Source organism: Lactobacillus agrestimuris, from assembly GCF_943193025.1.
Classification (GTDB): domain Bacteria; phylum Bacillota; class Bacilli; order Lactobacillales; family Lactobacillaceae; genus Lactobacillus; species Lactobacillus agrestimuris.
The window spans coordinates 1-12,469 of sequence record NZ_CALPCQ010000023.1; the positions used below are offsets into that span (position 1 = coordinate 1).

Sequence of the window (12,469 nt, forward strand, 5' to 3'; positions counted from 1 at the left end):
ACCTCCATAAATTTAATGAGATTAGAATACCTGAAAAATGAGGACAAAAACAGACACCTGGTTATTTGACGCTTACATTTTAAGTAGAATAGTTGAGGGTAAAAGAAGTAAATTAGATTTAATTTACTTCTTTTTTTGATTGCAAAATAACAAATGTTATATTAAACTACATTTGTACGAAATAGGAGGGGGAATAAATTTATTTAGTGCAATGTATACTGGCAATTATGAATGATAACTAGATTAATGGATTATATGTTTACAAGCAAGTTTTAACTTCAATAAAAAATTCAATAATTTAGATTTTCTGAAATATTTACCAAAGATTATCAAGAGTAAAAACATAAGGGAGATAACTATGAATTTTAATGCTAAAAAAATGACTATTGGAATCTGTGCAACAGTGCTTGGTGCACTTACATTGAGTCTTTCTAAGCCATCTACCGCTCATGCGGCTACCAATGAGGAAACTTTAAGTAAAACAGTAGCTCCAGCAGTAGCTCAATCTGCAAGCACTGCAGATACAAGCGCAACGGCAGGCCAAGCCGGCACGGCAGTCACAGACTCAACCGCAGGTAAAGCAGGTAACGCGGCCACAGCCCCAACAGCAGGCCAAGCCGGCACGGCAGCCATAGGCGCAACAGCGGGCCAAGCAGGTAAGGCAGCTACAGCTCCAACAGCAGGCCAAGCCGGCACAGCAGCCACAGGCGCAACAGCAGGCCAAGCAGGTAAGGCAGCTACAGCTCCAACAGCCGGTCAAGTCGGCACAGCAGCTACGGCTCCAACAGCAGGCCAAGCAGGTAAGGCAGCCACGGCTCCAACAGCAGGAAAAGCTGGCACAGCAGCCACAGGCGCAACAGCAGGCCAAGCAGGTAAGGCAGCTACAGCTCCAACAGCCGGTCAAGCCGGCACAGCAGCTACAGCTCCAACAGCAGGCCAAGCAGGTAAGGCAGCCACGGCTCCAACAGCAGGAACAGCTGGCACCGGAGCCACAGCTCCAACAGCAGGAACAGCTGGTACCGGAGCCACAGCGCCAACGGCACCGACAACCCCAACGGCTCCAACGGCACCGACAGCTCCAACAGCGCCAACGGCTCCAACAGCGCCAACGGCACCGACAGCCCCAACGGCTCCAACAGCTCCAACAGCACCGACCGCTCCAACGGCTCCAACAGCTCCAACAGCGCCAACCGCCCCAACTGTTCCTATGTCTTATCATTACGTATTCATAGTTGAAATCAGAGTTGTTCGTATTTCCTACTTCTTGAGTAACAGTTGGTTTTGGCTAATTTAAAGTATAAGAAAAGCAAGTCCAATTTTTGGACTTGCTTTTTGGTATAAATTATTAGATTAATTGTTTTCTCGTGATAACTTAAGTAATATAATGAAATCATAAAAACAGAGGAGGAATTTTTTTGAATAAAACGAGAGTTGAGGCCTTTACAGATGCGATTGTGGCAATTGCGGCCACAATTATGGTCTTAGAATTGAGAGTTCCTGAGCACAATAGTGTAGCCAGTTTGTTAGAAGAATGGCCCGTGTTTGTAGCGTATATAATTAGTTTTGTCCTTATTTATATTGTTTGGTATAACCACCATAATATTTTTCATAAGGCAAAATTTATTAGTAGAAAAACTTATCTACTGAATGGAATTTGGTTATTCTTATTAACTTTAGTTCCTTTTTTAACTCATTGGGTTGGTGAATATCCAGATAGCACTCTACCAGAATTTTTGTATGCCTTAGATTTACTGCTTTGGAGTATTTTATTCCAGTCAATGGATCATCAAATAGTTAGAGATAATCCAGGTACACCCGCAGATCCAACTGATACAATTAATTATCGTTTAGTATTATATATTGAATTAATTGTAGCTTTGATAATCAGTTTCTTCTGGCCAATTGGTTGTTTATTTATTTTAGGATTAGCTACTCTAATTTTGGCAATTCGTGTATTCTTTTTACCTGGAAATAAATAAAGATTATACCTCGATGATGAGCGAATTGATTATATTTGAATGAAAACTTTAGTATAGAGAAAATGCAGTGCATTAGCACTGCATTTTTTGTATGGATGATTTTATTACATTATATAACATGTCTTATTAATATTTCTTGCTTATTAACTATTTTCGGAGCATAATGAGCTTGTATATGGGAGTTTTTGATGTCAAATTTCTAATTTGGAGGAGAATTAAGATGATTTTAAAACGAAATTTTGAGGAGAGAATGCTTTTAAATGCTCGGCAAGTCCAACACTTTGGGTTGCGAAAGCTCAGTGTGGGAGTAGCTTCTGTTTTGCTCGGGACTAGTTTTTACTTTGGAGCCGCTACTACTGTCCACGCTGCAACTAATAAACCAGCAGTGACCAGAACGGAACAAGTGGCGCCACAAGAAGCAAGCAAAAATATAAAAACAACCACTTCTAAAGATGATGATCCAATTCCAGGTGGGACTAAAACAACCACCACTACAACAGAAGTAGTTGATACTAAGTCAATTAACCCGGGAACTAAATATGTTTCTGATGATAATTTGCCAGCTGGAACAACCTTAACCAAACCGGGTACTCCTGGACAAACGACAACTACTAAGACAACTACTGATAATAAGAGTACCGTTGATGTAACTGTTACCAAGTGGCATGCAGATTATTGGTCCGACAATGACAATAAGGACGATAGGAATCTTTATAGAACTAACCACTATAGACAGAGGTATGTCAAAGAAGATGGTACAACAACAGCCTACAGAAACGTTACCATGGTTCATGGTAGGAATGGTATCTATAAAGATGGTGAAAAAGATACAGATAAAGAACAATATTCAGATTGGTTTCATTTTATAATAGATCCGATGAAGCCTCAGCCGGAGGATCCATCTAAGGCTTCTCAATATCAACCAGAAACTATTCTGGAGCAGCAGGTAAAAGATGATCTAAAACAAAAAGAGTTCAACGTACTTGATACAGCAACCAATCAACAAATTGCTGATAAGATTGCAAAGGCATATGGGATTACTGGAGATTACAGTGCAACACAAAATGGTAATACCTGGACTTTTACATACCATATTAGTAAAAAAACCGAAGATCCAGTAACGACTACTACCAAGCAGGCTAAGGATACTGAAATTCACTACTCCACTAAGCCTGAAACGCAAACAATAAAGCGAACGATTAATGTCCAGGATCAAACTCCAATTAAGCAAACTGCAACTATTCAGCGTACACCAAAAGTTAATAATGGTGTACCGGTAATTGGTTCAGATGGAAAATTGGCCTTTAATGATTGGACAACCGATACATGGGACGCATATACACCAATTTCCAAAGCTGGTTACACGACTTTGATTAATAATCAAGCAAGCACTCAAGTTACTGCTAAGACAGTCAAAGACGGCGATAAGGATACGACAGTGAATATTACTTACGCACCAAATGACCTGAGCTTCAACGTTCATTTTAAGACTAAAGATGGTCAACTAGCTAAGAACGCTGATGGATCTAATATTCCAGATCAACACTTCGCAGGTAAGACCGATGAAGATGTTACTGGTGAGATCAATGTTCCTGCAGGTTGGGAAGTTGTTGGTAAATTACCAAAACTGCCAGATAAGTATATTCCAGAAAATCAAGACTTAGATGTTATCATCCAGCATAAGGTTACAGAAGTTCCAGCTGATAAGGTTCCAACACCAACTGACAAAGTGCCAGGTGAAAAGAACCATGATCCAAAGACTAACCCAGAAACTCCGGATCATGATATTACCTACAATGAACTTCACCACACGGTTACTCGTACAATCACGGTCATCGCCCCAGATGGAACGATCCGCGACACCGTGCAAGAAGTTCACTTCAAGCGCAATGCTTTGGTCGACAATGTCACTGGTGAAGTAACTTATACGAACTGGCAAGTTGACGGTCCAGATAACTTTGCGGAATTTGATGTTCCACAAATTTCTGGCTACACACCTAGTCAAGCCACCGTGGCCGAAATCGACGATGTCCAAGAAGATACTAAAGACATTAAGGTCATGATTACTTATCACAAGAATGCAACTAACCAGCCAGACCGGGGAGATCAAACTGGTAATGGTGGTAATCCATCCCCGAAAGGTCATGATGGTAACTCAACCTCGAATGGCGATGGTTCAACTACACTGGACGATCAAGGAAATGTTCAGCGTAGCAGCAAGCACACTGCTTCTCAAACCAGCAACAAGGGCAACTCAACCCCGAAAGGCCATAATTTGGTTGCAGTGAAGGGCCAAGTAAATGCTGAACGTAACAGCAAGCGCGTTCTTCCTCAAACCGTTAGCCATGGTTCAGCTGCTACACTGAACGGCCAAGCTAATAGGCATGTCCTTCCTCAAACTGGGGACGACAAGCAAAACGTCGGTATCCTCTGTGTCCTCGGTCTCTTAGCCATAACTAGTGCTGGAATATTCGGCTTGCTTGGTAAGAATAAAAAGAAAAATTAATTCCTTAGGCTTTGATTCAATCAGGAGATTATCAAATAGTTGATAATTGATGACAAAACCAGCTCAAGTATTTAATGTGCTGGGGCTGGTTTTCTCTTTAAATTACGATGCTTGCAAAAGATAGTAAAAGAATAATTATTTAATGTAAGTGGTGCTTGTGCTTTGGCAGATTGTGTTTATTGGAAAGCACCACAACTTGCTAAACAATATAGAAGTGTAAAATTTAAAGATATTAAATATCAAAGTGTCAATATTGATTAATATCGAATTGCACTTGGTGAATGACTACTGATGCGAAGAATTAAGAGCAAATTAAAAGGCCCGACTTCGGTTGAATATCGAAATCGGACCTTTTTTATTTTATATTTAATTACCAATTATTTGGTTTCTTGAACTTTAGCAGACTGAGCATTTTTCATCATTTTTTCTTGCTGCTTCTTCATTGCGGTCATTTTCTTTTGCATCTTTTTAGCTTGTTTAGTTGAAATAACCATCCAATCAGAAGGTACATGGAAAATATATTGTCTCTTTATTAATTCATTATCTCTACCAAAAATACCGAAGAAAAGTTTAACTGTATTATTTTGGTATACATATTTAGTAGTTTTTATTTCTACTTGAGCCTTCTTAGAAGTAACAGTTTTTGCTGACATATGATCAGTCTTAATTGGTTTTAATTTATCCTTTTGTTTAGTATGGTAAACATAAACTTTTTCTGTTCCGTTACCTAAAGGTTGATAAATTAAAATTCCTCCAGGCACCTTCATACTTGCAGCTTGTTTTTGAATTTGAGCTGCCATTGATGGATTGGCCTGAATCATTCGCTGCATCTGCTGTGCTTGTTTAGCTTGTTGAGCTTTACTTGGCAGTGGGACAGCCGAAGCTAAATTTTCAGTTTTAACAGTAGTTACTTCTTTCATACCCATGTGACCATAGTCATGGGCCACAATTGAACCAACACTAGCAAATGAAATAAGCATAAATACCCAAGCCCAGAAAGTATGAAATTTACCTGGAATGATATTGAAGTAGGCAAATAAAACTAAAGCAATAATTAAAATTACAATTATCATTAATCTTTACCTCCTTCAACAGAAATCTTAGTTTGGCTAGCACGATTGCCCTTCTTTAAGAAAAAGGCCATTACTAACGCAACTAAACAGAAGAAGATACTTACCCAAAAGGCGGCATTAAAACCATCTAAAGTAGCTGCCTTTGCACTAGTTGCATATTTAAGTGGAGTTGCTGTAAGTACTGATTTAGCTGGCATATGATTTTTAGTAACAGTTGAAAGTACGGAAACAATGATCGCTGTACCTAGTGAAGAAAGTACCTGTCTGAATGTATTGTTCACGGCAGTACCATGTGCCATCTTATCAAGCGGCAAAGCGTTCATACCGGATGTAGTAACGTTCATTAAAACTAATGAAACACCGACCATTCTAATAGCATAAAGAATGGTAATCATAGTCATTGAAGATTCTTCAGTTAAGAAAACAAATGGAACCGTACCTAAAGTCAAAATTACCATACCAGTAATAGCCATTTTACGAGCACCATATGTGTCAAATAAACGTCCCGTAATTGGTGACATAATACCAATCATCAATGCTCCAGGCAAGAGTAAAAGACCTGAATGGAAGGCACTTTCGCCACGTAAGTTTTGAATGTATAATGGCAAAACTAATTCGATACCAACCATGGCTAAGTTAACAATACCACTCATGAAGGCAGCTAAAGCAAATTCAAAGTGCTTGAACACAGAAATATCCAAGAATGGTTTATCCATATGTGTTTGACGCCAGCCAAATAAAACAATGAATATTACACCAATTGCCATAAAGGTTAAAATTTTGGGATCAGTCCAACCATCATTACCAGCTTCTGAAAATCCGTAAAGTAGTGAACCAAAACCTACAGTTGAAGTAATTACTGACCAATAATCAAGCTTATCATCTTTAAGAGGAACAACATCTTTCATAAAGAAGAATGCTAGTACAATTACTATAAAAGCAATTGGCGCAATTAGACTAAATAGGAAACGCCAACTCAAGTTGTCGACAATCCAACCAGATAAAGTTGGTCCAATCGCTGGCGCTAGTCCAATAACAATACCCACTGTACCCATTGCAGCACCACGTTCATTAGGTGGGAAGATTGTTAACATGATTGTTTGAAGTAATGGCATTGTTATACCAACCCCAATACCTTGGATAATTCGAGCAGTTAACAAACTACCGAAATTTGGTGCTAGAGCCGCAAAAGTAGTTCCGGCAAAAAAGGTAATCATCGCAAAAAGATAAGTCTTTTTAACACCAAATTTTCCCATTATCCAGGCCGAAAGTGGAATCATAACTCCGTTCACTAATAGAAAGGCAGTTGACAACCATTCAGCAGTAGCGGTATTAATTTTAAAATCTCTCATAATGGAAGGTAATGCAGTAGCAAGAAGTGTACCATTCAATACCGTACAAAATGAACCGATCATTAATACCATAACTAGCAAACCACGTTTGTAAGATTTGCCATAGATATCGGTTATATCTTTCTCCATACGTTAATCTCCTTTATTTAAACATAACGAAATTTATTCTAGGGCTATTTTTAATTATTGTCAAGTAATTTAACAATGATGATTCATTGTTTTACATTTATGGATAATTGGTTTACAATAGTAGTATAAAATTTGACTACATTGTTTGGAGGGTCAATCATATGAATTCTGTATGGCGTAGTATCTACAATGATCTTAAAGTAGGTATTGGCGAAGTAAGTAGTCTAACAGGGGTCACCCAAAGACAACTAAGATATTGGGAAGAAAAGGGGTATATTGAGCCGATTGAAAAAGACGGTATTCGTAAATATACTCTAGGTACTCTATTTCGTGTTGCATTCATTAAGGAAAAACTTGATCAAGGATATACTTTAGCAAGTGCAGTAAAGAAATCTAAAGAAAATCAAGTCAAAATTAAACTATTACGCAAGCTTTTTAGTGATCCCAACTATCAAATAGAAGTAACAAATGTAGACCATGAATATGGACAAGTTCATTTTGGAAAATTTCAGCTAATTGATGGTCGTCAAGGAGATTTAACGGCTATCATTGATGAAGATGGTACACATTATGAATTTGATGAAAAATAAATCTTGAATCCTATAACCAGTTATTTTAGGTACTAAGAAGTTCTCTAATTTGACATAATTCATAATTATTATTAAGATTAGAAAATAAGTTACTTATTTTTAGAAAGGAGCTTTTGATGGTATTACATTCATTAGAAGACACATATACCTTAGCAAATGGGGTAGAAATTCCTGTTATTGGTTTCGGTACTTGGCAAACCCCTAGCGGACAAGTTGCTGAAGATTCAGTACTTGCCGCGTTAAATGCTGGTTACCGTCATATCGATACTGCAGCAGCTTACGGCAACGAAGAAAGTGTTGGTAATGCAATTAAAAAGAGTGGCGTTAACCGTCATGACTTATTTGTAACTACTAAACTTTGGAATAAAAACCATGGTTACAAACAAGCAAAGGCAGCTATTGATGAAAGTTTACAAAAATTAGGATTAGACTACTTAGATCTTTACCTCATTCACTGGCCAAATCCAGTTGATATGCGTGATAACTGGGCAGAAATGAATGCTGAAAGTTGGCAAGCAATGGAAGAAGCTCAACGCGCTGGTAAGATTAGAGCTTTGGGAATTTCTAACTTTAGAAAGCATCATATTGATGAATTAATGAAAACTGCTGAAATTAAACCAGTAGTAAATCAAAATTACTTAAACCCAAGTGATCTTCAACCTGAACTTGTTGCTTATGACGATAAGTTAGGGATGCTTAATGAAGCTTACAGTCCTTTAGGTACTGGTGGTTTATTAGGTAATGATACAGTTAATGAAGTTGCTAAGAATCATGGTAAGAGTCCTGCTCAAGTATTGATTCGTTGGTCACTTCAACATGGATTTTTACCACTTCCTAAGTCAGTTCACCCAGAATATATTAAAGCTAACGCTGAAGTATTCGATTTTGAATTATCTGATGCAGAAATGAAGCAATTAGATAGTTTGCGTGGTGCGGCCGATCTTGCTGCCGATCCAGATAAAACTGATTTTTAGGATAAAAGAATTAATACATAATTATCTCCATTTTTGATTCACGGAATGGAAATGAAGGAGAATTATTTTAAAAATTTTCAATTCTATAATTATCCTACTTAAGAAAAATTCTTATTAAAAATATGATATAATCTGAGTAAAAAAAGGAGACGCATAGGTCTCCTTGGCAGCCCGCTTTAAGAGCGGTGGCTTAATGTTATAAAACTGTTAAAAACGACGCTCTATAACGTACCAAAGTTATGAATTGAGCGGCGTTTTTTTATTTGTCGTGATGATCGATGTAGGTTAGCAAGGCTAAAAGAATACTAATATTAAACTAAATTAGTAATAGTAAATAAAAAAACATTGAAATTATGTTATAATCTAAATAAAGAAAAACGGAGACCCGAAGGTCTCCGTTGCAGCCCGCTTTAAGAGCGGTGGTAAAGATTATTTTTTGCGATGGACGCTACTCAATAACTTGGCCAAAGTTAACAGTTGAGCGGCGTTTTTTATTTGTCGTGATGGTCGATGTAGGTTAGCAAGGCTAGCACAAACATCCCAAACAAAAGCATTAAAGAAATGCAATCGTAAACCGACATGGTTGAACCCTTTCATTAGTGTATTGACCATAGGCCTCACCTCCGGGAGGAAAAACAACCACCGCTCATAAAACTTGCTGCAGAAATAATTATAGCGAAAATACGTTCGAGATGGAAGTAGATGAAGTAAAAAAAAGCCCGCAAGATTGCGGGTCTTTTTAAAAGTATGTTATAATCTAAATAAAGAAAAAGGAGACTCGAAGGTCTCCTTTGCAGCCCGCTTTAAGAGCGGTGGTAAAGATTATAATGTTGTGATTACGTCACTCAATAACTCTTCCAAAGTTAATAGATTGAGCGGCGTTTTTTATTTGTCGTGATGGTCAATGTAGGTTAGCAAGGCTAGCACAAACATCCCAAACAAAAGCATTAAAGAAATGCAATCGTAAACCGACATGGTTGAACCCTTTCTTTAGTTTATTGACCATAGGCCTCACCTCCAGGAGGAAAAACAACCACCGCTCATAAAACTTGCTGTGGAAATAATTATAGCAAAAATATGTTCGAAATATAAGACGAACAAGAAGAAAAGCCCGCAAAATTGCAGGCTTTTTAAGTAAGCTTATAGTAAATATTTAATTCTCAAGCTCTGTCATTAACTCTTTCATTATTTCATCTGTATCGCCACGTAAATTTAAATCTGCACGTTGATCAAAGTCATTACGTTTTTTATTAATATTTACTACGGTAGCTTGAGAGTTAATGTTGCTGTAGTAACCATTTGAACCTAAGGTGATTACTAGATCGGCTTCATCCATCCAGTGATTAGCCTTTTGATAGGCCAAATTATCAATACCAATATGATGATAAACTGGACCGGGAGAAATTAAGCCACCACAACTAGGACAAGTAGGAAGGGCCTGCTTTAAAATTTTAATATCATAAATGCGACCACAATTGATGCAATAGTTAGTATTTAATGAATACCAAATATCGGCTACATTTTTGCTCCCGGCCAATTCATGCAGATAATCTACATTGGTAGTAATAACTCCGCTTAGCTTTCCTTGTTTTTCAAGTTGAGCAAGGGCTCGATGACTAAAAGTAGGACCATTTCCAAAGATCGGATCAATAAAAATCTGATGAAAACCTTGATAGAATTTATCCGGGTTACTTTCTAAACTACCTTCTGAAGATAAAGAACTTGAAGTATGACCAGATAAATGTTGTAAATCAGGGATGCCGGCATTTGTAGAGATACCAGCACCGGTAATTGCATAAATATGATTTGAATTTCTAATTAGATTTGTGAATTCTTGTATTTCGTCTTTTGTAAAATTGGGATGTTTAAAAAGCATAATCTTTTCTCCTTAATAAACTGGAACAAGATGAAAATGAGCATGATTTATTTTTTGTCCAGCGATTTTCCCTACATGACTAAAAACTTGATAGCCGCGAGGAGAATATTTTTGGTCTAAAAATTCCTTTGCTTTATTCATTAGTTCAACCATTTGAACCTGTGTTTCTTCAGGAATATCAAACCATGTTTGATAGTGCTCTTTAGGAACAATTAGTATATGACCTTTGGCCATTGGATGAATATCAAAAAATGCTTTGGCTTGCTGATTTTCTAAAATAATTTCTGATGAAGCCTTGTCACAAAATACACAATTAGATAAAAGCATATTTTTGCCTCCTAATTAAAATTAATTTTAAGCTATATTAGCAATTATTTTATGAAAGTCAATAAGTAAAAGTGGATAAGTTTAAAGTTCAACTGAAATATTCTATGTATTCTGCTGATAATTTTAATTCATAATAGCAATAAGTTTTAGTTATCCTTATAATAATGATAGTTAAAATAAAAAGTAGGTTTCAGTATGTTTAATCAAATTCAATATTTTATTTCTGTTGTCAAAAATCATAATTTTACCAAGGCGGCAGAAGAATGTCACATTTCACAACCTGCCATTTCACAACAAATTAAGGAATTAGAGAGTAGTCTCGGTGTGGCATTACTTGATCGTAAAGGTAGGGGATTTAAAGTAACTCCAGCTGGTCAATATTTTTATCAGCATGGTCAAGATATAATTAAGAATCTTGATAATTTAGTGGCACAAACAAAAGAAATTGGTACACAAGGAAGAGAACCATATATATTGCGGTTGGGCTATTTAAGAAATCTTGGGACAAATGAATTCTTAAATGCAGTTTCTATTTTCTCGAAAGAATATCCTAACATTCAAGTTAGAGTAACCAGCTCTAGTCACGAAAAATTGTATGATTTGCTTAGAACTGATCAAGTTGACTTCGTTTTCAATGATCTTCGCCGTGCTCCGTCTAATAGCTATGTTAATGTTTTCCTTACCAAAAGCTTCTTCCAAGTTATCATTAGTAATAATAAATTTAGTAAGCATAAAAAGACAGTTACATCTGATGAATTAAAAGATATAGCATGTATTTTAATTGTTGGACCAGATGAAGAAGCCGCCGAGGAAGATTATTTTCGTGATATTTTGGGCATTCGCAGTTCTTTTATTACCGCACAGACTTATGATGAAGCAATAGTTATGGCCGCATCAGGACAAGGCTATTTACTTGTGAATGATCGTACCAGCAAGGTGCTAATACATAATGACGCCTTACAAACATTGACTTTACTTAATGATGGTAAAGAAATGATTCAGAATTATTATGCATTTTGGAAGGCAAATAATTCAGGCTTTTACATTGAAACATTTGCTGATATTTTGAAGGAACAGTTTGAAAAGAAAAGTGATCAATAATTTTTTCTTATAAAATGTCATAAAAAGATAATCTTTTACATTAGCATTTGTATTTTTATAATTAAAAGTAACAAAGATAAAGTGGTTGAAAGAAGATAAAATGATGAAAACTTTAATTGTTTACTATTCCAAAACAGGCACTACCAAAAAATTAGCCGAAAAAATTGCAAAAATAAAAAATGCTGACATTTTAGAACTTACTGTTGCACCTAGAACTTTTCCAGATGATATGTATGTTACAAATGATATTGCTATTAAGCAAAGAGAAGAAAATAATTTTCCTGCTTTGATTTCAAACGTTCCGAGCCTTGATCAATATGAGACAGTTGTAGTTGCTGGCCCTAACTGGGGTTCAGAGCTTGCAACGCCACTTGCTACTTTTTTGAATGAGATTCAAAATTATAATGGAAAAGTGATCTCTGTAGATACTAGTGTTGGTCAAAATGATGACAAATATAATGCTAACTTTAGGAAAGGGGCTGGCAAGCTAAATGTCATTGCTACTATTAATGGAGATGTTGATGAAGTAGTATCGACTTTGAATTGATAATTATATAAAAAG

General features: G+C 36.6%; 13 protein-coding genes. 7 read left to right on the forward strand and 6 right to left on the reverse strand.

Going from position 1 to position 12,469, the window contains the following annotated elements:
* The first annotated feature begins 358 nt into the window (after positions 1-358).
* The 3 genes from NFR82_RS07220 (at position 359) to NFR82_RS07230 (ending at position 4,485) form a co-directional block, all read left to right on the forward strand.
* Positions 359-1,294: a hypothetical protein gene (locus NFR82_RS07220; protein ID WP_251717619.1), complete on the forward strand. Its 936-nt coding sequence runs from the start codon at positions 359-361 to the stop codon at positions 1,292-1,294.
* 121 nt (positions 1,295-1,415) lie between these two features.
* The gene (locus NFR82_RS07225; RefSeq protein ID WP_251717620.1) at positions 1,416-1,979 is read left to right on the forward strand and encodes a TMEM175 family protein; all 564 of its coding nucleotides are present in this window, start codon (positions 1,416-1,418) and stop codon (positions 1,977-1,979) included.
* A gap of 220 nt (positions 1,980-2,199) precedes the next feature.
* Positions 2,200-4,485 (forward strand): mucin-binding protein, encoded by a 2,286-nt coding sequence (locus NFR82_RS07230; protein WP_251717621.1) that lies wholly within the window; start codon positions 2,200-2,202, stop codon positions 4,483-4,485.
* Between the two features lie 377 nt (positions 4,486-4,862).
* Here NFR82_RS07230 and NFR82_RS07235 read toward each other — a convergent pair whose 3' ends face one another.
* Together NFR82_RS07235 and NFR82_RS07240 are read right to left on the reverse strand one after the other, a co-directional pair.
* Positions 4,863-5,558: a DUF4811 domain-containing protein gene (locus NFR82_RS07235; protein WP_251717622.1), complete on the reverse strand. Its 696-nt coding sequence runs from the start codon at positions 5,556-5,558 to the stop codon at positions 4,863-4,865.
* Positions 5,558-7,039: an MDR family MFS transporter gene (locus tag NFR82_RS07240; protein ID WP_251717623.1), complete on the reverse strand. Its 1,482-nt coding sequence runs from the start codon at positions 7,037-7,039 to the stop codon at positions 5,558-5,560. The genes NFR82_RS07235 and NFR82_RS07240 overlap by 1 nt, the downstream gene beginning before the upstream one ends.
* A 161-nt stretch (positions 7,040-7,200) precedes the next feature.
* Here NFR82_RS07240 and NFR82_RS07245 point away from each other — a divergent pair, with 161 nt between their 5' ends.
* Complete coding sequence (locus NFR82_RS07245) at positions 7,201-7,629, forward strand: MerR family transcriptional regulator (RefSeq protein WP_251717624.1); 429 nt, start codon at positions 7,201-7,203, stop codon at positions 7,627-7,629.
* A gap of 116 nt (positions 7,630-7,745) precedes the next feature.
* The gene (locus NFR82_RS07250) at positions 7,746-8,603 is read left to right on the forward strand and encodes an aldo/keto reductase (protein ID WP_251717625.1); all 858 of its coding nucleotides are present in this window, start codon (positions 7,746-7,748) and stop codon (positions 8,601-8,603) included.
* A gap of 491 nt (positions 8,604-9,094) precedes the next feature.
* Here the strand turns inward: NFR82_RS07250 and NFR82_RS07255 are convergent, their stop codons facing one another.
* The 4 genes from NFR82_RS07255 to NFR82_RS07270 form a co-directional block, all read right to left on the reverse strand.
* On the reverse strand, positions 9,095-9,184 hold the full coding sequence (locus tag NFR82_RS07255; protein ID WP_338147000.1) for a putative holin-like toxin: 90 nt from the start codon (positions 9,182-9,184) through the stop codon (positions 9,095-9,097).
* Between the two features lie 304 nt (positions 9,185-9,488).
* Complete coding sequence (locus NFR82_RS07260) at positions 9,489-9,578, reverse strand: putative holin-like toxin (protein ID WP_338147000.1); 90 nt, start codon at positions 9,576-9,578, stop codon at positions 9,489-9,491.
* Between the two features lie 178 nt (positions 9,579-9,756).
* Complete coding sequence (locus tag NFR82_RS07265; RefSeq protein WP_251717626.1) at positions 9,757-10,479, reverse strand: SIR2 family NAD-dependent protein deacylase; 723 nt, start codon at positions 10,477-10,479, stop codon at positions 9,757-9,759.
* A 12-nt stretch (positions 10,480-10,491) separates the two neighbouring features.
* Positions 10,492-10,806: an HIT family protein gene (locus tag NFR82_RS07270; protein WP_251717627.1), complete on the reverse strand. Its 315-nt coding sequence runs from the start codon at positions 10,804-10,806 to the stop codon at positions 10,492-10,494.
* Between the two features lie 195 nt (positions 10,807-11,001).
* On the opposite strand from NFR82_RS07270, the gene NFR82_RS07275 reads away from it, so the two are divergent.
* Together NFR82_RS07275 and NFR82_RS07280 are read left to right on the forward strand one after the other, a co-directional pair.
* Positions 11,002-11,907 (forward strand): LysR family transcriptional regulator, encoded by a 906-nt coding sequence (locus tag NFR82_RS07275; protein ID WP_251717628.1) that lies wholly within the window; start codon positions 11,002-11,004, stop codon positions 11,905-11,907.
* 100 nt (positions 11,908-12,007) lie between these two features.
* Positions 12,008-12,454, forward strand: coding sequence for a flavodoxin (locus NFR82_RS07280; RefSeq protein ID WP_251717629.1), 447 nt, complete (start codon positions 12,008-12,010; stop codon positions 12,452-12,454).
* The last annotated feature ends 15 nt before the right edge of the window (positions 12,455-12,469 follow it).